Annotated in this window: 25 protein-coding genes; 16 read left to right on the forward strand and 9 right to left on the reverse strand. The window is 40.0% G+C overall.

What is annotated here, in order from left to right:
* Window positions 1-232: 232 nt before the first annotated feature.
* Window positions 233-1,519 carry an amidohydrolase family protein gene (locus Q4575_RS14710; protein ID WP_303523337.1) on the reverse strand — a complete coding sequence of 429 codons (1,287 nt, stop codon included), beginning with the start codon at window positions 1,517-1,519 and terminating at the stop codon, window positions 233-235.
* 16 nt (window positions 1,520-1,535) lie between these two features.
* Complete coding sequence (locus Q4575_RS14715; RefSeq protein WP_303523338.1) at window positions 1,536-2,078, reverse strand: DUF1285 domain-containing protein; 543 nt, start codon at window positions 2,076-2,078, stop codon at window positions 1,536-1,538.
* Between the two features lie 56 nt (window positions 2,079-2,134).
* Here Q4575_RS14715 and Q4575_RS14720 point away from each other — a divergent pair, with 56 nt between their 5' ends.
* Entirely contained in the window at window positions 2,135-2,506 is a 372-nt protein-coding gene (locus Q4575_RS14720; RefSeq protein WP_303523339.1) for a YbaN family protein, read from the forward strand.
* Window positions 2,507-2,669: 163 nt separating this feature from the next.
* Window positions 2,670-2,753: a hypothetical protein gene (locus Q4575_RS19830; protein ID WP_368393330.1), complete on the forward strand. Its 84-nt coding sequence runs from the start codon at window positions 2,670-2,672 to the stop codon at window positions 2,751-2,753.
* 70 nt (window positions 2,754-2,823) lie between these two features.
* Here the strand turns inward: Q4575_RS19830 and speE are convergent, their stop codons facing one another.
* On the reverse strand, window positions 2,824-3,705 hold the full coding sequence (speE, locus tag Q4575_RS14725; RefSeq protein WP_215961796.1) for a polyamine aminopropyltransferase: 882 nt from the start codon (window positions 3,703-3,705) through the stop codon (window positions 2,824-2,826).
* A gap of 186 nt (window positions 3,706-3,891) precedes the next feature.
* On the opposite strand from speE, the gene speA reads away from it, so the two are divergent.
* The 8 genes from speA (at window position 3,892) to Q4575_RS14765 (ending at window position 11,158) form a co-directional block, all read left to right on the forward strand.
* Complete coding sequence (gene speA, locus Q4575_RS14730) at window positions 3,892-5,784, forward strand: biosynthetic arginine decarboxylase (RefSeq protein WP_272180675.1); 1,893 nt, start codon at window positions 3,892-3,894, stop codon at window positions 5,782-5,784.
* A 16-nt stretch (window positions 5,785-5,800) separates the two neighbouring features.
* On the forward strand, window positions 5,801-6,712 hold the full coding sequence (locus Q4575_RS14735; RefSeq protein ID WP_215961795.1) for an acyltransferase: 912 nt from the start codon (window positions 5,801-5,803) through the stop codon (window positions 6,710-6,712).
* An 8-nt stretch (window positions 6,713-6,720) separates the two neighbouring features.
* Window positions 6,721-7,611 carry an acyltransferase gene (locus Q4575_RS14740; protein ID WP_215961794.1) on the forward strand — a complete coding sequence of 297 codons (891 nt, stop codon included), beginning with the start codon at window positions 6,721-6,723 and terminating at the stop codon, window positions 7,609-7,611.
* Between the two features lie 142 nt (window positions 7,612-7,753).
* Entirely contained in the window at window positions 7,754-8,719 is a 966-nt protein-coding gene (locus tag Q4575_RS14745; RefSeq protein ID WP_303523341.1) for a M28 family peptidase, read from the forward strand.
* A gap of 127 nt (window positions 8,720-8,846) precedes the next feature.
* The gene (pip, locus tag Q4575_RS14750) at window positions 8,847-9,821 is read left to right on the forward strand and encodes a prolyl aminopeptidase (RefSeq protein WP_303523342.1); all 975 of its coding nucleotides are present in this window, start codon (window positions 8,847-8,849) and stop codon (window positions 9,819-9,821) included.
* On the forward strand, window positions 9,818-10,255 hold the full coding sequence (gene dtd, locus Q4575_RS14755) for a D-aminoacyl-tRNA deacylase (RefSeq protein WP_303523343.1): 438 nt from the start codon (window positions 9,818-9,820) through the stop codon (window positions 10,253-10,255). The genes pip and dtd overlap by 4 nt, the downstream gene beginning before the upstream one ends.
* 104 nt (window positions 10,256-10,359) lie before the next feature.
* Window positions 10,360-10,737 (forward strand): hypothetical protein, encoded by a 378-nt coding sequence (locus Q4575_RS14760; protein ID WP_215961790.1) that lies wholly within the window; start codon window positions 10,360-10,362, stop codon window positions 10,735-10,737.
* 58 nt (window positions 10,738-10,795) lie between these two features.
* Window positions 10,796-11,158, forward strand: coding sequence for a hypothetical protein (locus Q4575_RS14765; RefSeq protein WP_303523344.1), 363 nt, complete (start codon window positions 10,796-10,798; stop codon window positions 11,156-11,158).
* A gap of 67 nt (window positions 11,159-11,225) precedes the next feature.
* On the opposite strand, the gene yghU is transcribed toward Q4575_RS14765, so the two are convergent.
* Both yghU and Q4575_RS14775 read right to left on the reverse strand, forming a co-directional pair.
* On the reverse strand, window positions 11,226-12,101 hold the full coding sequence (yghU, locus tag Q4575_RS14770) for a glutathione-dependent disulfide-bond oxidoreductase (protein WP_303523345.1): 876 nt from the start codon (window positions 12,099-12,101) through the stop codon (window positions 11,226-11,228).
* A 388-nt stretch (window positions 12,102-12,489) separates the two neighbouring features.
* Entirely contained in the window at window positions 12,490-12,969 is a 480-nt protein-coding gene (locus tag Q4575_RS14775; RefSeq protein WP_303523346.1) for a DUF6653 family protein, read from the reverse strand.
* A 519-nt stretch (window positions 12,970-13,488) separates the two neighbouring features.
* Between Q4575_RS14775 and Q4575_RS14780 the strand changes: the two genes are divergently transcribed.
* Together Q4575_RS14780 and Q4575_RS14785 are read left to right on the forward strand one after the other, a co-directional pair.
* On the forward strand, window positions 13,489-14,199 hold the full coding sequence (locus Q4575_RS14780; protein ID WP_303523347.1) for a PEP-CTERM sorting domain-containing protein: 711 nt from the start codon (window positions 13,489-13,491) through the stop codon (window positions 14,197-14,199).
* A 400-nt stretch (window positions 14,200-14,599) separates the two neighbouring features.
* Window positions 14,600-15,778, forward strand: a complete 1,179-nt coding sequence (locus Q4575_RS14785) for an acyltransferase (RefSeq protein WP_303523348.1) — start codon at window positions 14,600-14,602, stop codon at window positions 15,776-15,778.
* A gap of 177 nt (window positions 15,779-15,955) precedes the next feature.
* On the opposite strand, the gene Q4575_RS14790 is transcribed toward Q4575_RS14785, so the two are convergent.
* Window positions 15,956-16,771 carry a class III extradiol ring-cleavage dioxygenase gene (locus Q4575_RS14790; protein WP_303523349.1) on the reverse strand — a complete coding sequence of 272 codons (816 nt, stop codon included), beginning with the start codon at window positions 16,769-16,771 and terminating at the stop codon, window positions 15,956-15,958.
* A 147-nt stretch (window positions 16,772-16,918) separates the two neighbouring features.
* Window positions 16,919-17,377: a DoxX family protein gene (locus Q4575_RS14795; protein ID WP_303523350.1), complete on the reverse strand. Its 459-nt coding sequence runs from the start codon at window positions 17,375-17,377 to the stop codon at window positions 16,919-16,921.
* 164 nt (window positions 17,378-17,541) lie between these two features.
* On the opposite strand from Q4575_RS14795, the gene Q4575_RS14800 reads away from it, so the two are divergent.
* Complete coding sequence (locus tag Q4575_RS14800) at window positions 17,542-18,456, forward strand: LysR family transcriptional regulator (RefSeq protein WP_215961782.1); 915 nt, start codon at window positions 17,542-17,544, stop codon at window positions 18,454-18,456.
* On the opposite strand, the gene Q4575_RS14805 is transcribed toward Q4575_RS14800, so the two are convergent.
* On the reverse strand, window positions 18,453-19,196 hold the full coding sequence (locus Q4575_RS14805; RefSeq protein ID WP_303523351.1) for a spermidine synthase: 744 nt from the start codon (window positions 19,194-19,196) through the stop codon (window positions 18,453-18,455). The genes Q4575_RS14800 and Q4575_RS14805 overlap by 4 nt on opposite strands.
* Before the next feature lie 84 nt (window positions 19,197-19,280).
* On the opposite strand from Q4575_RS14805, the gene Q4575_RS14810 reads away from it, so the two are divergent.
* Window positions 19,281-20,222 (forward strand): bifunctional GNAT family N-acetyltransferase/hotdog fold thioesterase, encoded by a 942-nt coding sequence (locus tag Q4575_RS14810; protein WP_215961780.1) that lies wholly within the window; start codon window positions 19,281-19,283, stop codon window positions 20,220-20,222.
* A complete protein-coding gene (locus Q4575_RS14815; RefSeq protein ID WP_215961779.1) occupies window positions 20,212-21,039 on the forward strand; it encodes an NAD(P)H-binding protein in 828 nt (275 codons plus the stop codon). The genes Q4575_RS14810 and Q4575_RS14815 overlap by 11 nt, the downstream gene beginning before the upstream one ends.
* 13 nt (window positions 21,040-21,052) lie before the next feature.
* Here Q4575_RS14815 and Q4575_RS14820 read toward each other — a convergent pair whose 3' ends face one another.
* Complete coding sequence (locus Q4575_RS14820) at window positions 21,053-21,502, reverse strand: YaiI/YqxD family protein (protein ID WP_215961778.1); 450 nt, start codon at window positions 21,500-21,502, stop codon at window positions 21,053-21,055.
* Window positions 21,503-21,691: 189 nt separating this feature from the next.
* Here Q4575_RS14820 and Q4575_RS14825 point away from each other — a divergent pair, with 189 nt between their 5' ends.
* Window positions 21,692-22,693, forward strand: coding sequence for an alpha/beta fold hydrolase (locus Q4575_RS14825; RefSeq protein ID WP_303523353.1), 1,002 nt, complete (start codon window positions 21,692-21,694; stop codon window positions 22,691-22,693).
* Window positions 22,694-22,750 lie beyond the last annotated feature (57 nt).

Below are 22,750 nucleotides of genomic sequence, written 5' to 3' on the forward strand. Positions count from 1 at the left end.
AGGTTGCGTGTCAATTTGATTGTTTTAAGTCCCGCAACAAGGGTGGGATATTGGTGAGGTTTTTTCAAACATTTATTTATAAAATAAATCGTTCAAAACCTGTACACTTTGGTGTTTATGGTTATATGCCATATGAAACGTGGGTTACAGCGATACATAAAAAGTGAAAATGAAGTGTCATGTTTGAAATTTGCAATAATGGGCCACAAAGATTGTGGCCCATTTGTACAGGTTATTGTTTAAATATTTGTCCTGCTTTCATGACAAAAGTAACTTTTTCCATCACGCTAATGTCGTTTATTGGGTCACCATCAACGGCGATAATATCGGCAATTTTCCCTTTTTCTAATGAACCGAGTTCGTTATCAATCTTTAGTAACTTGGCTGCTTCTATTGTGGCTGATTGAATTGCTTCCATCGCAGGCATACCCATTTCGGTCATATAAATGAATTCTTTCCAGTTTTCACCGTGCGGGAAAACGCCAGAGTCGGTCCCAAATGCGATTTTGACTCCGTAATCATAGGCACGTTTAAACGTCGCTTGGATCTTTGGACCAATTGCAGCGGCTTTTGGTTGCACTACAGCTGGATAAAAACCGGGTATTGCGGCTTTTTCTGCTACGTATTTACCTGCTGTAATGGTAGGAACGTAGTAAGTGCCTTTTTTCTTCATCAGCTTCATGATTTTTTTGCTCATGTAAGTGCCGTGTTCGATTGAGTCAACACCCGCTTCAATAGCGCGTTCCATACCTTCTGCACCATGGGCATGAACAGCAACTGTCATATCATAGTCTTTTGCTGCTTTAACAATGGCATCGGCTTCTGCTTGCGTAAATTGTGGGTTTTGACCACTTTTAGCGACACTTAAAACACCGCCTGTAGCGGTGATCTTGATTAGGTCAGCACCATCTTTATAACGTTGACGAACGGCTTTATAGGCATCTTCAGGCCCATTAATGACACCTTCTTTTGGCCCTGGATCGCCCTTGATAATTGCGTTAAAGCCATTAGTTGGGTCAGCATGACCGCCGGTTGTGGCAATAGACTTTGCAGCCGTGTATATCCTTGGCCCAACAATGAGCCCACTGTTTATCGCATTTTTTAAAGAGACTGTAACGTTGTAACTGTCGCCTAAATCACGAACGGTTGTAAAGCCGGCCATTAAAGTTGTATTGGCAAAACCAACTGATTTGTAAGCATAGTCTGCGGCATTCTTGGTAAAACGCTCAGCATAGGAGGTTTTGTTAAATTCCAAACTTAGGTGAGTGTGCATATCCATCAAGCCCGGCATGACCGTTTTATCACGGGCATCAATCAGTTTGTCACCAACACCTGGAGTTAAATACCCATCGTCGATACTGACAATTTTATTATCATCTACAACAATAGTTTGTTCTTTTGATACTTTGTCTGACTTGCCGTCGATGAGTTTGCCAGCATGAATGTAGGTTGCAGCCTGAAGAGGCAACAAAAGACCTGCGACAAATGTCGACGCTAGACCGAGTTGAGTTAGTTTCATAATTGACCTTGTGTTGTTATTCATAGTGTCCGATAGAAAATTCATAATCGCCACTGGTTAAGGTTAGATGTTTTTTTCCATTGAGCACTTTTTCGGCAGCAATTTCAATCCATTGGTAGTAAACATTTCGATGGACGACAGCTTTAAGGCGACGGTGTAATGTCACAACTACTTTTTGCTCACCTTTTGACGTTACGACAGAGATTGGGTGTTTATTGCTAATTATGACTTTGTGACCAAGATTTGACGTAACTTCAATGGCCTCATTTGGCTCACAGCTAATATGTTGCCATTGCGTGATCACAAATGGAGTTTCTTCAACGGTGATTAACATCTTTTCAGCAGGCGTCTTTAAAAAATGCTGACCATTTTCTTCAACAAGAACATTGGCAAATAATTTAACAAGCTTTTCTCGTTTAATCTGCGATCCCATATGCCACCAAGTGCCATCGGATTTAATAACTATGTCGATTTCGCCACAATGGGTTGGATGCCATTGGTCAAATGGTGGCTGTTTATCCAAATTATCGAGCTGTTGGGTAAGTTGTTGCAGATCCATATTCAATATCTATGATAAAGTTTTACCTAATCATAAAGGATGAATTCACTTTAGTCATGACGCTCTCTAAATTGGCCTATTTTGCATTAGGCTGGCTTTGTATTATTTTAGGAACGCTTGGTATTATTTTACCATTGTTACCAACAACGCCGTTTATTCTCGTTGCTGCATTTGCATTCTCGAAAAGCTCCGAACGGTTTCATTTGTGGTTGTTGCACCACAACGTTTTTGGACCACTGATACAAGACTGGCAAACAAACGGTGTTATCCGATTACGTGTAAAATGGTTGGCCACCTTTAGTATTGTCGTGATGCTCAGTACGAGCTTCTATTTTATACCCGTACCAACATCCGTCGTTGTTGGCATATGCGCGGCAGTCGGTTGTGTTTTAGTGTTTATTTGGAGTCGGCCTTCGCTGCCGAAATAAAGATGACAAAATATCGTTATTCAAGACAAAAAGTAGGTGACGTTTGGCAGCTATCAGTTGTTCCATTTCCAGACTGGCAAGACTTTGATGAGTTTACGGCTGAATTTTAGCGGTTGAAAAAGCCAAATTAATTGAAAAGAATTATGGCCTTGACCTGCACCAAATTCGCTTTCGTTTAGGTCAACATCAATACGTTTTACACTTTGAACATTACACTGAATCGATTTGGGTTGAACAGGATTTTTAGTTAGATTTGTGTGTGTGCGACAGACCTAATAAGAAAAAGAGCCAACTTATTATTGGCTCTTTGAATTTGATTATACAAATGCACGTTTTAAAAAGTTTGGTAATGCTGTCGCACCAACATGAATGTCACTATTATAGTAATTTAACTGCCATTGCAAAGCGGCTTTATCAGCATCTTCTTTTCTGAATTCTTCAAAAGCCCCAGATTTTTTAGCTAAAGTACTGCTCCACCAACCTGATGGATAAATCATTTGCGGGAAGTTAACGTGTTGTAAATCACTAAAACCAACATCCAACATTGCGTCACGCATTTCTTTTAACAGGGGTAAATGCAACAGTGGCGATTCGCTTTGTTGAACAAAGATCCCATCACTACGCAAAGCTCGCAAACAATTGCGATAAAATGCATGGTTAAACAAACCTTCACCTGGGCCAACTGGGTCTGTTGAGTCAACGATGATAATATCAATAGAGTTGTCTTTAGCTTCGGCCATAAACTTAATGCCGTCGTCAAACTTGATAATGGCTCTAGGGTCATCGTTGGATTCACACAATTCTGGGAAATAAAGCTCGGACATTTCGGTCACGACTTTATCGATATCGATTTGATGAACTGTTTCAACATTCGGGTGACGTAATACTTCCTTTAATGTACCGCAATCGCCGCCACCAATGATGACCACGTTTTTAGGATTTTTATGGGTGAACAGCGCCGGGTGACTCATCATCTCGTGGTACAAAAAGTTTTCACGGGTCGATACCATAGTGCAGCCATCTAACATCATTAGATTGCCAAACTCTTCGGTTTCATAAATTTCGACAAGTTGGAAATCGGATTGTTTTGTCGCGAGCTTTTTTTTGATTTTAAGGCCAAATGCTGCGCCGTTGTTTATTTCAGTGCACCACTCATCATTAGACAAGTTTGGGTTAGAAGACTCAGTTGTATTGGCCATGCCAATCTCCATAAAAATAATCGGTTTAGCGTATTTTCGTTGATAATTAGCCCGACTGCAATTTTTACCTTTCATGTTTAACAAATAATTACACTCAAAGATGTGATAACTTTTTTCTTATTGTTCTCTTTCTGGTGATAATTAAGTTAAAATACCGCCTTAAATTCATTTTATGGCGTCTTATTTGTGGTTAATTCATCCGCAGTGTTAAATGCTCAACAAGTTTATAATATTGAACGTTGGAGCGAAGGTTACTTTTCGATAAACCCGGAAGGTGAAGTTTGTGTTGATCCAAGTGTAACTGGGCAAGCACCAATTAACTTTGCACATCTTTGTCAGGAGTTAAAAGACGAAGGATTAACGTACCCAATATTAGTTAGGTTCACTGATATATTGTCCCATCGAGTGACACGACTTGTTGACGCGTTTAAGAAAGCCAAACAAGAGCGTGAGTATAAAGGTCGCTATACAGCAGTTTATCCAATTAAAGTGAATCAACAGTTTTCTGTTGTTGAGAAAATTATTAGCCACCCATCAGAAAAAGTGGGACTAGAAGCCGGAAGTAAACCTGAGTTGATGGCTATTTTGGGTGTTTCTGAACATCCAATTACAATTGTTTGTAACGGCTATAAAGACAGCGAGTTTATGCGCTTGGCCTGTATTGGTCAGTCGATGGGGCATAAGGTTCATGTTGTTGTTGAAAAAGTATCTGAAGTTGCAGCACTAGTTGCCGCAGCGCAAGACATTGGTGTTATGCCAGTCATCGGAGTTCGAATTCGACTAAATTCGATTGGCAAAGGGAAATGGCAAAATACCGGCGGTGAAAAAGGCAAATTTGGTTTATCGGCCAATCAGGTATTGCAAGTCATCGACTTATTAGAAGGGGCGGGGTACTTGGCTAGCCTGCAACTTGTGCATTTTCATATAGGGTCGCAAATTGCTAACATCCGCGATATCCACAATGCGATTACCGAATGTGCCCGTCATTATGCTGAATTACGAAAGTTAAATGCGCCTATTACTATTATCGATGTGGGTGGCGGACTTGGCGTCGACTATGAAGGTTCGGGGTCCAGAAGTGCCTGTTCAATGAACTATACCGTCGATGAATACGCAAAAAACGTTGTTGCACCAATAGCTGAAATTTGTGACCGATTTGACTTACCGCATCCTGACATTATTACCGAATCAGGACGTGCAATGACCGCACATCATGCGGTGTTAATAACGGATGTTATCGATATTGAAAAAGCACCGGTTCCAGAGTCGATTGCCCAACCAAGTGACGATGCGCCAGCAATTTTGCTAGAGTTGTGGCGCAGCTATCAATTAACTGATGCGCGACATGCAATCGAGTCGTATCATGACGCTATCCAGCTTTTTGCCGACGCACACCAACAATATGTGGTTGGCCTTATTGGGTTAAAAGATTGGGCGGTAATAGAGCAACTGTATTTTAAAATATTGTCTCAGGTTCAAAAAATATTGGACCCAAGAGCACGTACTCATAGAGAAGTGTTGGACGAAATTAATGAAAAATTAGCTGACAAAGTGTTTGTTAATTTCTCGTTATTTCAATCAATGCCTGACGTGTGGGGAATAGAACAATTGTTTCCGGTCATGCCAATCCAATACTTAGACAAGCCATTGGAAAACCGTGCCATTATTCAGGATATTACCTGTGATTCAGACGGACAGATTAGGCAATATGCGGACGGCGCAGGAATTGAATCGAGCCTGCCATTGCCGCCGTATACCGAACATAACGATTACCTTATCGGCATGTTTATGGTTGGCGCATACCAAGAAATTTTAGGCGACTTACATAACTTGTTTGGTGACACAGACTCAGTGCACGTTGAATTGTCTGACGAAGACCCTAGAGGGTATCGTTTTACTCAGTCGTTAAAAGGCGAAAGTGTTTCTGATGTTTTGCAACATGTGCAGTTTGATGTTGACAAGTTAATGATAAACTACCGCCGTAATATTCGTAAAACCGAGTTGTCGGCGAGTCAAAAATCACAGTTTATTGACGAGTTGCAGTCGGGGTTAGCGGGTTACACTTATTTTGAAGATTAAGAGAGTATAAGACTAAATGAGAATTTGGATCGAAAACATAGTGGGAAGTATTGTTGGGGTAATGTCGTTTTGCTTGTATTGCATAAACACGATTTTTTGGTCGTTACCAATTTTTGCATTGTCTGTATTTAAGCTTATTCCGTTCGCCAGTTCGCGTAAATTTATTACAATTTTATTGGATTTTTGTGCGGCCAGTTGGGTGAGTGTGAATACGGTCATCCAGAAGATTTTGAGCCCGATGAAAATCACGGTAACGGGTGATCTCAATTTATCGAAAAAAGATTGGTACTTGGTTATATCTAATCACCAGTCGTGGGTTGATATTGTTGTATTACAAAGAGTTTTTAACGGAAAGATCCCATTTTTAAAATTTTTCCTAAAGGAACAATTGCGTTACGTGCCGATATTAGGTTTGACGTGGTGGGCGTTGGATTTCCCTTTTATGAAGCGATACACAAAAAGCTTTTTGGCCAAAAATCCTCATTTGAAAGGCAAAGATTTAGCGACCACTCGTGAAGCCTGTGAAAAGTTTAAATACAAACCTGTATCCGTCATGAATTTCATTGAAGGCACGCGTTATACCGATAAAAAACATGAAAACCAAAATAGTAAATATACAGGGTTATTAAAGCCAAAATCCGGTGGGATCGGTTTTGTTTTTACGGTAATGGGCGAGCAATTGCATAAAGTTATTGATGTCACCATTTATTACCCGCAACAAATTCCTACGTTTTGGCATTTTTTATCTGGTCGAATTCGAAATGTTTCAATGCACATCGATGTACACGAAATTACCCAGGACATCATTGGGGATTACAGTACGGACAAAGAATATAAAAAGCGTCTTCACAGCTGGATTAACGGTATTTGGACTCAAAAACAGGAAACCTTGTTGCAGTTAAAATTGCAATCTGAATCTCAAACTTAGGAATATTTATGTTGTCATTTCTACCGCCGTGGTTGCTTATTTTTATCACTTTGCCGCTGTTTTTTAGCATCACTGCTCTTGTCGCGACATCAATTTTTATCTTAGGTATTATTAAACTTATTTTGCCATTTAAAATTGTTGCAACCATTCTCAACTTTTTCATAAATGCGATTTGGAGAAGCTGGGCAATAGGTAACCTATTTGCGATTAATTTAACAAATCCAGTGGTTTGGGAAATTGATGACCTTGATGACTTTGACAAAAAAAGTTGGTACTTGTTGATATGCAACCATGTTAGTTGGGTCGACATTATGGTCTTAACTCAAATCGCGTTAAATACGTTGCCTTCTCCTAAATTTTTTTTAAAAAACGAATTAAAACGCACACCATTTATTGGCATGGCCGCGTGGGCGATGGATATGCCGTTTATGAAACGTTATAGCCGCAGTTATTTAGAAAAGCATCCCGAGAAAAAAGGCCAAGACATTGAAAGCACAAAAAAGTCGTGTGAAAAATTTAAAGATATTCCAACGACGATAATCAACTTTGTGGAAGGGACTCGCGTGAGCCCGCAAAAACAAAAGGAAACAAAAAGCCCGTTTAAGTATTTGTTGCCACCGCGTGCTGGTGGTATTGCATTTACGCTGGCGGCCATGGGGCATTTGTTCTCAGGTGTATTAAATGTCACGTTAAATTATCCAGATAACCAAAATGCCACAACCTCGATTTTATTTGGCAAGTTGAAACGTGTGCAAGTCCGAGTTGAAGTATTGGAAGTTAATGACGATATTGTTGGTGACTACTTTAATGATGAGTCATTTAAAGTCCGTTTTCAGACCTGGCTAAATGATTTATGGCTAGAAAAAGACAAAGTGTTGGCCAGATTAAACAAGTGGTAATACCTAGTTGGATCCTACTGACTGAACGCCAAATTAATTGTCGCTAATTTGGCTTAACCATTCTTCCTAAACTATGGTTAATTTACCCGCATTGTTTCTTAGGAGATGGGTTATTAATGTTGTAAATCTTATTGGCGTCATATTGCTCTTGTCTATAGGGGCCACGTCAGTAATTGCCATAGAAGGTTCAGCATCCTCAAACGTCTCACCAGAGCCTCCAATTCCGTTTTTGCCGCAAGCCAGTAAAACGGCTTTATTAAATGACTTCAAACATTTGTCTCACCCCTCGATGGCTGGTCGAAAACCGGGTACAACAGGTCATGCCCTAGCTCAACGTTACATTCAAAAACGATTCAAAGATATTGGATTAATGCCGTTTAATGATAGCTTTGAGCAGCCTTTTATTAAGAAGCAGTGGTTAGCTGATAAGGCGGGCAATAACCTCGTAGGCTGGCTCCGGGGCGGTTCAAATGCCGACCAATACATTGTTGTTACCGCACATTACGACCATTTAGGTTTGAGCCGCGGTAAAATGCACTTAGGCGCAGATGACAACGCCTCAGGCGTATCTGCTTTATTGTCGTTAGCCGCTGGCCTTGCTCAAACTGATTTGCATTATTCATATATATTTGTCGCAACGGATTTGGAAGAAAGTGGATTATATGGCGCTTTTGCATTTGTTGATTCACCACCGGTAGCTTTGGAAAAGATTAAGCTCAATATTAACTTGGATATGTTGAGCCAAGGTGGTCGACGAAATACGCTTTATATCAGTGGCGCTAAAAAATCGGATTATTTAGCACCCATTTTAGAACAGACAAAAGCCCGCGTATCGCTTCAAAATTTTAGACTCAAGTTTGGGCACGGCAGGCAAAAATTTCGCAGTAAAAGTAGCAGCAATGACGCCGTCGATTGGCGCAAAGCCAGTGATCATTATGCGTTTGCAAAACGTAAGATCCCTTATATCTATTTTGGTGTGGATACCCACAAACACTACCATCAAAGCAGTGACACCTTTGAAAACGCCGATGTCGAGTTTTTAGCAAAGGCAACCTACACCATAATGATCGTTACCCAAATGTTAGACCAACTTGACGAATTTCATTAATGTCAGACGGCACTAAATTCAACTACTTAGCAGCAGCTCCTTGACGCTTAAATTTGTTATAGAAGCTTTATTAAAATGCTTAACAAGCCTAATATGACGTTATCAATCTTATTTGTATTGGCACATTATGCGTTCGTTATTTCCCGAAATTAAAGCAAATAAAACGTGGCAAATCGCCGTAAACGATGGGCATGTTTTATACGTCGAAGAATCAGGTAACCCCGATGGGATCCCAGTCGTTTATTGTCATGGAGGTCCTGGCGGCGGCTCATCGGCAGCACACCGACGATTTTATGATCCTCAATTGTATCGAATTATCCTGTTTGACCAACGTGGTTGTGGGCAATCTACACCTCATTGCGCTAATGACATAAATGCAATTTGGCAAAATACCACTAAAGATCTCGCCCATGATATGGAAATAATAAGGCAAGAACTGAACATCAAGCGTTGGGTTGTGGCTGGTGGTTCGTGGGGCACAACAGTCGCCTTGTACTATGCAATTGAGTTTCCAGAGATGGTATTGGGCTTATTGCTCAGAGGTGTTTTTCTCGCAAGACGACAAGACATTGAATGGTTGTTTGGTAAAGGTGGGGCCAGTGAAATTTTTCCTGAGTACTATCAGCGGTTTATTAAAGGTCACCAGTTTGATTCTACTATTGAATTACTCGAAAGCTATTATCAAAAACTCTCAGGTGAAAATGACTTAGAACAATTAACCGCGGCAAAACAGTTTTTGCAGTGGGAAAGTAATATTGTTCAACTTAAAACCCCGCAAAGTAATCCTAATTCAGACATGAGCAATAAAGACATTATCGCGATGGCAATGTTAAATTGTCATTACTTTTTGAATGACTGTTTCTTGTATGAATCTGAAATTATCAGTGAGATCAAACGAATACAACAGATCCCGGGGTATATAATTCACGGCAGATACGATATCGTTTGCAAAGCAGAAAACGCCTTTACGTTAGATCAATATTGGTCCAGTGGCGTTTTAGAAATTGTTCCATGTGCAGGGCACAGTTGTTTTGAAGTCGGTATTACCGACGGACTAGTGCGCGCAGGTATTCAAATTGCGGAGTTTATTAATAAAAAATGATAGGTTTGATACAACGTGTATCGTCGGCAAAAGTTGAAGTTGGCGGGCAAACAGTCGGTAATATTGCTGGTGGCTTATTAGTGTTACTCGGTGTCGAAAAAGACGACACCGAAGCGAAAGCAAAGCGGTTAGCAGAACGGATCGCCACTTATAGAATTTTTTCTGACGACAATGGCCGGATGAATTTAAACTTAAAACAAGTCAGTGGCGAGTTGTTAGTTGTCTCTCAATTTACATTAGTAGCGGATACTAAAAAAGGCACACGACCTGGATTTTCCCGGGGAGCAACACCAGAACATGGCAATACAATGTATGAGTATTTTGTTCGTCAATGTAAAGAACTCGATGTGAATGTTGAAACTGGAATTTTTGGTGCCGACATGCAGGTGAGCTTGGTTAACGACGGTCCCGTAACGTTTCAGTTGGAAACCTAGTTTTTAAATATTGGACCCAATGGTACAGGTGCGATCAAATAATAAATGGTGTTAAAACGCTATAAAAAACGCTAAAAAAGTCTAAAACATAATTAAGGAAACCTATGTTTATTTTAAAAATATTTACCTATTTAGCCGGTGTAGTCACGGTGGGGTTATTTGGCTATTTGTACACGGTTTTGGAAGAAACAGGCCAATTAGAACAAGTTATGGCTATGCCAAAAGACGACATAATGATTTATCACATTGTGGCGGGTGTAGTGATTGCTTGGTTAATATTTAGCTTGGTAATGAAAGTCGTCGCGCGCGGTTTGATTATTGTATTGTTGTTATTTGCCGTAGGTGCAGAAGGTATTTTTGTTGGACTCAATATCAACGGCACAATTATAGAAGAAAACCAAATGTTGAATGAATTCAAAGATAAAGCGACGGACATGCTTGAAGATATGGAAGAAAAAGCCAAAGACATTATCGACAATTAGCGTCCGGCTCGCTTTTAGGTAAACGCATAGTCTTAGTAAATAAGGTTAGGGAATAAAAGTGAAATCAATCACATTAGTTGGTTTAGGGTTGTTGTTGGTTGCCTGTCAAAGTAACGGCAATAAGAGTGACAAGATAGGCAGAAGTGGTGATGTTTACATCGTCGATGGCAGTAAGCAGTGCCAAAACTTCAGTCGTAATATTAAGCACTCAGCGCAAATATTGACCGACGCTAATATCGCCGTGACCTCAGCGACGTGCGGTTCGTTAACGGGAGTTATGTTCCCAGCAGTATGTGGTGGTCAAAATGGAAAAGTACATGTATTCCAAGTTGATGATATTGATGCTGCGGTTTTGTTGGGTTTTACGTCAATAGCGGACTTACCTGAAAGCCGAGGCGTTACTAAACGTGATTGTTCTTAACGGGCTTTGGACAATGTTAACACTGCAACTCACAAAAGTGAGTTGCAGTGTTAATCTAAGTTAGTGGTTATTCCTGTGCTAACTTCAATTTATCTTGGGTTTTAGTGTCAAAGTCACTGGCATCGTGTCGTTCATGCAATTGGTCTTCATCTTCTCCCCACACTTTATTCACTTTACAGCCGCGTTTAACCGCGTCACGAGCGGCAATTTGTTCAGTCCAACGCACTAAATGGGTATAACTTTTGGTGTCTAGATACTCGGCTGCGTCGTAGGCTCGGTTTAAAACTAAGGTTCCATACCAGGCCCAAATTGCAATATCAGCAATAGTATATTCATCACCACACATAAATTGATTATTTGCTAAATGACGATCTAAAACGTCAAGTTGGCGTTTAACTTCCATCGTATAACGTTCTATTGGGTATTCGTATTTTTCAGGCGCATAAGCATAAAAGTGACCAAAGCCGCCGCCTACAAATGGCGCGCTGCCCATTTGCCAAAACAACCAAGACAAACACTGAGTGCGTTTTGCATGGTCGGCAGGGATAAATTTATTAAATTTTTCAGCAAGATATAACATAATGGAGCCCGACTCAAAAATAGGAGTTGGGTTGTCCGTACTTTGGTCAATCATGGCCGGAATTTTTGAATTTGGATTGATTTCTACAAACCCAGAAGAAAACTGTTGGCCCTCAAAAATATCAACCAAAAACGCATCGTATTCCGCGCCAGATTCACCAGCCGCGAGAAGTTCTTCTAGTAAAATAGTGACTTTAATACCGTTTGGCGTCCCTAATGAATGTAACTGGAGTGGGTGTTTACCAACCGGAAGTGGCTTTTCGTGCGTGGCACCGGCGATAGGACGGTTAATGCTGGCAAACTTACCACCATTGCCTGGTTGCCATTTCCATACTTTAGGTGGTTCATAAGTTTTGTCCGACATGGTGGTTCCTTAACGTTCGCGAGTTAAAAGTGCCGACTAAAGTGTATTAGGCACTATTACTGATTTGTTTAACTTGTATATGACTTGCAGATGCAAGTTTCAAGTAAGTAGACACAATGGAGCCAAAAGATATTTCACGGTAACTTAATAAAAGTGGTTTGTATGATGTTGGGGTTTGAAATTATGGGTTGGAAGTGCGAGAAAATCACCGGTCAGATGTTATAAAACGGAGGCTAAATATCCTTGACTACAACAAAACGCTAACAGGACTGTTTACAAACTAAGGAATGTTGAAATATTGCTTTGACTTGAGCAGAACACATTCCTTGTTTTCCTAAATATCCTTAACCTTCCTTGCCACGATAACGCTGTCCTTTTATTAACATTGTTATGTCGAATTTGAAGATTCATAAAGCCAAACCATACGATCCAAAAACCACATTTTAGTTAGGTATACATAAGCGATGCCGTGAAGAGTAATGGCTAAATCTAAACTCCACAAACCGTAAATCAGCATAATTCCACTACAGGATTGAAGTACATTTAATATTACTATTACTTTTAAGTGACCTTTTGGTATTGGAACTTCTTTCCTATTCATGAACACGCGTTCACCTAATACAGCTTTAGCGCCCCAACTATTAAAATGCTTTGGCTTAGAAAACAATGTTGGATTTATCCAAACCCAAAAGATAAGAATCGAGATAGGAATAAGGCAATACCACCCAATCCAAACTCGAGACCAAATACTTAAAACTATAAACGGCAAAGTAGCGAATCTAGTCCAAACTGACCAAGGGTTGGCATGTTTTAACCAACTATCATTATCTGGTAGAAATAGTTTTGATAAAGCTTTATCTAACTCCAAGATATCCTCCAATGTCATACTGCATAACGCCTCATTAAGAACCGGTACAACTATGTTCTTTCTTTAGTGACTTGTATATAACTTGCTCAGTGCAGTTTCAAGTAATTATACATAATGAAACCAAAAGGTCTTTCAGGGCAACTAATAACGTTCTGTTGATTTGTTTTTAGTTTACATGTCAGACGAGGTTCTGCCATTACATCATAAATGTAAAAAAAACTGACAGCCGATATGCGCTATTTTGGGACGTTTCCATAACATTGTTTTACTGCTGTAATTGTTGTTTGGCAGGCCTTAGAGAATTATTAAGTCGATCTGAAATCGTGCTTAAGAATGAGAGTATTGTAATAATGTTTTGTTTGCTTGCTATTTGTCTATGTCTAGAAATTTTACAACTGGTACAGTTTTATTCCGAAATTTTACGCATCCAATTGAATTTAATACTAAATTTTTACTTGGAATGAAAAATGCAATTTAGTCATTTGTAATTAATACATGCTTTCAAAAAAGGAGATTTTCATGAAGAAATCGATTGCAGGTTTATTATTTAGTGTCGCTCTAGTGTCTAACGCAGAGGCGTCGATAATTGAAGTGGACTTTAACAATGGTGACAGCCTTGCCGACTGGACTGTAGATAGATCAGCGCCAGATGGCTTTGAAATTGTAAACAATGAACTACATATGACTGTTGCTGGGCAGCTAAACGGCAATAATTTTTATAATACCCAAGGGATGCAATTAGACATCGGTCATTCTAAGTTTTTGTCAATTGATTTATATATTGATTCTAGTATGGCTGCAAACGATGGTCGATATGGCGGTTTATGGGGGGTTGGGCGCGACAACAGTGATAACATTACAGCCTACCCTATTTTGGAAGCACAAACAGATGCTGGCACTATAGTCACTGATGTATATGATTCAAATATCGGTTGGGCTTTTGATACAGCTTCATTAGTCCTAGATGCATTTAATACCTTCAGTATAGAAATTACGTCGAATGGTACCGAGTATGGGATAAACGGAACGACTGTTTATACTGACTTAGTGAGTGATGTATCGTACATAGGTAGCGTAATATTGAATGGTTACAATACGTTGTCTGCACAAGGCGGTTATACGGCTCGTTTTGACAACTTACGATATGTTGATGTTCCTGAACCAGGAATGTTGTCTATATTTATGTTAGGTTTTGCAGGTTTAATGGCAAGACGTTACAAGAAAGCTTAATGTAACTATTAGCACTTGTAAGAAGTAAATTAAAAGCCATCCAATTTGGATGGCTTTTTAGTTTCAGAACAAAACAGCTTTCGGCTTAAAGGTGTCAAACATATAATAGGCACGCTTTCTATTTCCTCCCTTTCAATTCCTATTCGTATAATTATTACAACTGATTAGTAACCTTTTTCATTGATTTCGCGACTAACGCTGAGTGAGCCTAATTTGTTATCCCAGTTTTAACACAACAAAATGGTTTTCGAAGGTTCGGCTTACACGATATTTTTGAGTTTATTAGTTTAGGTTTTTTGCTCAAATTGCTGAAATAGAGAAGTTTTTAAAGCTTTATTTGGGCAACTTTGCATGACCAACCAAATATTCCATTGTTAATAAAAAGGAGTTGCTTGTGGAAATGAAAAATACATCACGATTGTCTGAATTAGACTGGTTAAGAGTCATATTAATCTTCGCCGTTTTTCTTCACCATGTTTGTATGCCTTTTAATGGCGATGGTTGGCATGTGATGAATAAAGATTCAAGCAAGCTTCTTGATGACATCATGGTGTATTTTGAGCAAATTAGATTACCGACCTTGTTTTTTATATCAGGCGTTGGTGCGGTTTTACTATTGTCGAACGTCTCCGCCAAGCAGTTCATATTAGATAAGTTGGTTAGGTTGTTTGTACCGTTATTGGTTGGCGTTTTGCTTGTTGTGCCACCGCAAAGCTACATTGAAAATATTTCAGAAATGGGATCTTTTTGGCAAGAGTTACCCATGCTTGCTCTAAAATTTGATACAAATCATTTGTGGTTTATTGAGTTTTTGATTGTATTTGCCTTATTTGCGATCCCAATTAACCAGTTTTTAGCATCATCTAGCGGCAAGTTTGTTATAAATAAACTGAGAACGCTGACCGACATAAGAGGAGGGCTATTTGTATTAGTCGCGTTACTTATAATTATCAAGGTGACTTTCTCTTTAGCTTTTCCAAGCGACGATAACAAAATTGAGAACTTATCTGCGTCGACATTTTATTTGTTTTTCTTTATTGCAGGCATGGTATTTATTCAAGATAGACATATTTGGCTGTCGCTAGGCGAGAAGCGGAAAGAGCACTTAGCGTTATTGCTTGTGAGTACATTTGTTTTTTATGCCTATTATTATTCGCCAGATTTGAGCGAATATTTGTCATTGGATGTTAGATGGGCGATATGGTGGACAGTGTGTTGTTTCGTTGCTTGGTCAGCGATGTTAACGCTTTTGGGGTATGCGCAGGTCCATTTAACTCAGTCGCCAAAGTGGCTTCGCCAATGCAACGAGCTTATTTATCCTTTTTATATTTTTCATCAAACTGTGATTGTGGTTATCGCATATTTTATCATTTCGTGGCCGTTATCGATTCCGTTAAAGATTGGCCTGTTACTAATGTCGTCATTTACCTTAACGAGTGCAATTTGTTTCTTTATGATCAAGCCATTTAATCTATTTAGATTTTTATTTGGGCTGAAGCCAATAAAACAACGTCCTACCTCAACAGCCGCGAGTTTTGATGCAGCTAGACGGGACAATAGCCGCAATAAACGGGCGTAAAGGAAAAGAAAACGAGGTTCAGTATGATTAGCTATTGGATTGTTTTTTATAATGCCCGATTGTTAAGGGCACTGTTGTTAAGGGCATTGTTGTTAAGGGCATTATTGCTAAAGAATACGATTTTAAAAAGCACTATTTTTAAAAGCACTATTTTTGAAAGCAATGTGCCTTAACTTATTAATTGTTATCAGACTTACTGCGCCAAACAAATGCGCTTGATTGTTTATTAAGTACGGTAACACTTTGTTGTTCATCACTTTTTCTACCCGCCAATCCATAACAAATATGCAATGGCAAAAGGTGTTCTTCTCTTGGATGACAATACCGAGCATACGGTGCGTTGGTCCAGCTTGCCATTTTATCCCAACGTTCTGACTCAGAGCTGTTTTGATCAGATAACGTGGTATGCAACCATTGTTCAAAAGCGAGATTTTTAGCTCTTCGTTCTTCGGTATCAGGTGCAAAAAACTCTCGCATATTATGAAATGAAAACCCGGAACCAATCACCAGTAATTCATCGTATTGAAGGGACTGTAATGCCTTGCCAATAGCAAGGTGTTGCAGTGGATCAAGATTATTGAGCAACGACAATTGAATAACCGGAATATCTGCCGCTGGGTACATCAAAGTTAAAGGCACGAATGCGCCGTGATCATAACCTCGTTTATAATCTAGTTGTGCTGCTATGCCAGCATTAAGTAAAGCTTGTTGAACTTTAGTTGCGAGTTTGGGCTCGCCTGGACTTGGGTATTGCAATTGATACGCGGCAGCGGGAAAGCCCGAATAGTCATAGATCATTTCAGGGTGACTACTCGCGGTAATTGTCGCGACTGATCCTTCCCAGTGGGCGCTGATCAGTAATATGGCTTTGGGCTTTTTAAATGTACTGGCCAATGACGTTAGATAAGTGACTAATTCCGCGTGTGAAGGGTCATTAAGCAAAGGCATTGGCCCGCCGCCGTGGGAAATAAATGCGATATTGACATTGCTCATATTGGTTCCAAATAGTTTAACTTAGCCAAATTTTCAGAATGAAGTGCGACTCGCAAATCAGTCTTTACGGGAATGATAGATACCGCTTTAAGTTTTTTAAAGCGGTATCAATACCTGCGTTGTCATTCTCAGGGGAAGAGCTAGCGATTAGTTTAGCTTAGGAGTCAGTTTGTTCACTATAAGGTTATCTAAACTGAAACGACCACCACCTTGAATGGCTAATGCAATTGATACGACAAATAAAACTAACCCATATTCATAGCCATTGTTCGCCATAAACAAACCGTTTCCAAGGTGTACGGTGACAATAGCAACCAACATCGTGAATGCTGAAACCACTGCGGCAGGGCGGGTTAACAATCCTAATAGTAATGCAATTCCGCCAAAAAATTCAGCGCTGCCGGCTAGCATTGCCATTAAGTAACCGGGTGTTAGCCCAATACTGGCCATCCATTGTCCAGTGCCATCTAACCCATATCCACCAAACCAAGCAAATAGTTTCTGGGCACCATGTGCAGCCAAAATTAAGCCAACAGGAGCACGAAGGATAAGTGCGGCAAAACCCGCATCTGAAGTTAATATTTTATTTAATAATGAAGTTTTCATCGGTAATTCCTCTAACCATTTTTGTAGTTGAAATAACAATTAATTTGCCCGTCTCTTGGGATGAACACACTTTACTATCAACAGAATAAAAGAGTAATATGGGAAATGTGGAATGATTAACAACATAATGTTGATAATGGTTGAATTAAAAGGCGGAGGACTTGATGGATAGAGTTGATGCAATGCGAGCATTTGTCTCTGTTGTAATTGAAGGCAGTTTTAGTAATGCCGCTACAGCAATGCAAATATCGCCGCAGCTGGTGAGTAAGTATGTTTCTAAACTAGAAGAACGACTCGATGTTCGTTTGCTTAATCGGACCACACGCAAAGTGAGCCTCACAGAGGCAGGGACCCATTATTTTCAACATGCACAGCAGATTTTATCAAGTATTGACGAAATGGAGTCGCAATTAGGTGGGCTACAACAAAGTCCCAAAGGTACATTGCGAATTAGTGCCCCGGTGTCATTTGCGCTAAAACATATGGCGCGGTTAGTCACTGACTTTCAACTGCATTATCCATCTGTGACTGTAGACTTACAACTGAACGACCGCAAAGTTGACATCGTTGACGAGGGATTTGACATTGCGCTGCGCATTGGTCGTCTTAAGAGCTCGTCGCTTATTGCCAAACGCGTCGCGCCGATTAGAATAATTTTGTGCGCATCGCCGGACTATTTAAAAAAGCACGGTGTACCAAAACAACCAGAAGACCTTAAAGATCACCGCTATTTGCATTACAGCTATATCGAAATGGACGGCAAAGAGAACGATATTTTCCAATGGTTAAAAACCAAGAACAGTAAGTCTGTTGGAGATTTTCAAAGTAACAATGGTGACGTTTTGGTTGATGCAGCAATTGCAGGCGCAGGTTTGGTGTTGCAACCTACCTTTATCGCCAGTGAGGCGGTTCGAAGTGGCAAGCTTAACGTTGTACTGCCCGAGTTTGAACTCGATCCAATGGGCTTGTATGTGGTCTACGCCCACCGAAAATTACTGCCAAATAAAGTGCGCTGTTTTATCGATTTCATTGAAGGTTATTATGGCGTACCACCTTATTGGGATGAATCGATTGATTAATGTGAGAAGGTATGTGAGGTCTTGTTCAGATCGTGTTGCGCAACCGATTCTGGGAACTTAAAGTCACCTCCCTTGCGCAACATCATAATCTGATTTTGCATTTCGGGAACCGCAAAACGATACGGGGTTTCGTCAAATTCCGCCAATATACCCTGGTTTAATTGTTCGATTGTTTGCTCTGAGGTATCTAATATATTGATAACTAACCAACCAAATTGGTTTAGACATTGATTTATTTTAGCAAAAATAGACCGCTGAGCGGTCGCGAGTGTGTTGCTGTCCCCAATAAAAATATCAACAATAACCCAATCAAATGTGCTGTTTTTTACGATTAAGTGCTCGAGATAATCTATTGCATCGGATTCTACAATAGTTAAGTTAGCACTAGCAGGAAAATAGGTTTTAACCGAGTCGATGACCTCTGCACAACAATCAACGCTGGTGACTTTGATATCCGGTCTTGAATGCGACAAATAGCGATTAATAAATAAGCCGCCACCTCCTAATTCCAAAATTGATTTGGGTTCGTCATCGTAGTTTAACGGTAACAGCATGACATAATTGTGCGGTAATAGAGAACGATAGGGCCTGCTGTTCTCTATGGCGGTTTGCACAATACCATTAACGAGCAGCCAAGATTGGCGCCCGCTTTGACGGATCTCAATATTGCCAAAGGAACTTTTGACCATATATATCGTTTTATTTTCATTATCTGGCGTAAGTGTTTGCGCTAACTTCATTGTTAGTTTTTAATAAACCTTGGGTTTTTAATAATAACTATAATAGAAAGTGTATATCGTTTTGGATACTTGGGGAGAAATAATATGTATCAAGTAGTTGCACCACATTCAGAACAGGAGTGGGAACAGTACTATGAGATACGTTGGCAGATATTGCGAGCGCCTTTACAACAACCTAGAGGGTCAGAGAAAGACGAATATGAACAACATGCTTGGCACCGAATGGTCAAAGATGAAGCTGGCAACGTTGTGGGCGTAGCCCGATTGCATTTGGTCAATGGTGAAGAATCACAAATTCGCTATATGGCAGTAACAGAACAACATCGCCGCAAAGGCTTAGCAACCATGATGTTAGAATCTTTGGAAGCTATAGCAAGGCAGGAAGGCGTTGAGCGGGTTATTTTAAACGCGCGTACCAGCGCAACTAATTTTTATGAAAACCTCGGCTACGTGGTTACAGGTGATGCTCCTGAGATATTTGGGGCAATACCCCATGTACAAATGTGTAAATCTCTTGAGACGTCTGAAGTGATCATTAGAAACCCACATTGGTGTGTCGATTTACAAAATATTTGGCATCAACAAATTCCAATAACCCAACTTATGGGGATCCGAGTTTACCAATACACAGGCACGACATTTGAAACACGAGCGGCATTAAACCCAAACATGAACTTACACGGTACTATGTTTGCGGGGAGCATCTACTCCCTTGCAACGCTAACGGGGTGGGGATTGGTTCATTTAATGATGAAAGAAAACGATGTGGAAGGGGACTTAGTATTGGCTGATGCCACTATTCATTACCACAAACCGGTAACTGAACTCCCTCGAGCCGTGGCAAATTTTGACAATATCGTCGGTGACTTTAAACCACTGCTTAAAGCAAAAATGGCGCGCATAGCGGTGCAAGTTGAAGTGCTTGATGACGTTACACCGGTTGCTAAGTTTACTGGGCAATATGTTGTCGTTCCCAAAGGTGGGAAAGTTAATAAATCTAAAAAGGCAGGTAAAGTTGACGGATAAAACAATTTCTATCATTGCTAATGGTTATTTAGGCAGCCGATTGGCAACTAAATTAAATCAGCAGAAAAATCGAGTTAAGGTATCTTTTCGTGCGAATACGCCAAAAGAACCCATTAGTGATGTTGAGTATCTGCCACTAAATATTGAAAACGGTCAGTTATCTGGAGACCTAACGTTATTTGACGCGGAAGTTGTGGTGATTTGTATTCCGCCAGGATTCAAATCTGGATTGGCTGAAAGTTATCCAGCCAATATTTCTGCAATCGTGAATGAAGCGCAAAAACATAAGGTTAGACACATCATTTTTACCAGTTCGATAGGGATTTATACTAAGAGTCAAAAAAATGATGAGTTTAGTCCGTTTGACCAAAGCCAATTAAAGACTAAGGTCTTATATAATGCTGAGTGCAGCGTATTAAACAGTAGTGCGAAATTTAAACACGTCCTAAGATTAGCTGGGCTAATGGGGAAAGACCGTGCACCGGGTCGTTTCAAAGTTGAAATAAATCAATCAAATGCCTCACAGCTGGTTAACATGGTAATGATTGACGATGTGGTTAGTGCCATAACACATTTGATCAACCAACCCGTTAGTGAAGAAAAAATTTATAATATTGTGGCGCCTAACCACCCCACTAAGCAGGACTTTTATCGCTTTGCGCAGATGCAAGCGGGTGACAATGACAAACCGGCCTCAAAGAGCTTACCGACTCGACAATCATCAAAATGGGTGTCTGGTGATTTGATTGAGTTACATTCGGCTTTTCGATACCGTTACCGAGATTTATTCGCTGGCGTTCGAGCCTGTCACGAATAACCGCGACGATAATTTATTTACGGTGTTTAGCTAGATATTTATCAAGGGCGTTGGCAAATTGTTGTTTGTCTTTATCGCCGTATTTAGGCTGACCACCGGTATCTGCGCCACTTGCTCGCATCGTATCCATAAAGTCACGAATGTTGAGGCGCTGTTTTATATTGTGCTTAGTGTACAACTCGCCTCTTGGGTTCAGGGCAATTGCGTTATTGTCGATGACTTCTGAGGCTAATGGAATATCTGCTGTGATCACTAAGTCTTCTGGTTGTGCGCGTAATACAATTTCATTGTCAGCAACGTCAAAACCACTAGGCACTTGAATGGTGGTTATAAAAGGAGAGGGCGGAACTTTTAGGTATTGGTTGGCAACTAATATCAACTCAATTTGAGTTCGATTTGCTGCTCGGTACAGAATTTCTTTTGCTGCGACAGGACAAGCGTCGGCATCTACCCAAATTTTCATACTATTGTTCCTTTTCAAATCACGTCCGAAGTGTAATTAATTTTAAACTGCTTGCCTACTTTTGTTTATTTTTGATTTACTTCAAGGGTCAATCCACTATTCTTAAATGAATAAGACCAATACAAGGTTATAGTGTGGTGAAACACTGCGCTATTTTGCGACTTCAGCATGGAACTTACGTTAAATTAAATGAACAGCTTGAATTCTAGAGAGTCTAATTTTAGTCAATTTGTTATTACCCAACTCGACCCATTTTGGAACCAAACGGCCCAACCTGGATTATTTAAGAACCCTATTGGCTTAGATATCCATTATGTACATTTACCTTGTCAAAACCCTAAAGGCGGCGTTGTGATAAGTCCTGGTCGAGTTGAGGGATATTTAAAATACAAAGAGTTGGCCTATGACATAGTCAACCAAGGCTACCATGTTTTTATTATCGACCACCAAGGACAGGGGTTGTCGTCGCGGATCTTGCGCAATAGTCACAAGGGTTACGTACAGAACTTTGACGATTATATAATTGATTTGAATACATTTGTTGAGGGCGTGGTCCAAGGGTATAACTTGCAAAATTTACATCTGATCTGTCATTCAATGGGTGGCGCAATAGGTCTACGATATATTCAAAATTACCCTTTGGTTTTTACTACAGCATCATTTTCGTCACCCATGTGGGGTTTTATATCGGCTAACTTTCCGGAGAATATGGCGCGCAATATTGTCAAATTAGGTAATCGAATGAACCAATGGACTGGACGTGACAGTGCCTACTTTTTTGGTGGCAAAAACTATTCGAGAAAAGCCTTTGAAAATAATGAACTGACAACCAGTAAAGCGCGATACAACTACTTCCGCGATATTTATGATCAACATCCAAACATTCAATTAGGTGGCATTACTTTTGGGTGGTTACAGGCATCTATTGACGCATTGGATTTAGCTTTTGAGCAATTGGATAGGGTAAAAATTCCGGTGTTAGTTTTACAGGCCGGAGAAGACACTGTAGTAGAAAATAAGGCACAAGATGAGTTTTGCGAGGCACTTCAACGGCTAAATCCTACGCTGTATTCAAATTTACCTATTGTTGTGGCCGGAAGTCAGCACGAGATTTTTATCGAAGCAGATCAACGAAGAGTTTTGGCGTTAAAACACATTTTTCAATTTATGGATAAACATAACACCCTCTAATGACTTAGAAGTTCATTAGTTGATGTTATGTTTTTATTTAAAGGTTGTCTTAACCAA

The sequence above is a fragment of the Psychrosphaera sp. 1_MG-2023 genome (genome assembly GCF_030548245.1).
GTDB classification, from domain to species: Bacteria; Pseudomonadota; Gammaproteobacteria; order Enterobacterales; family Alteromonadaceae; genus Psychrosphaera; species Psychrosphaera algicola.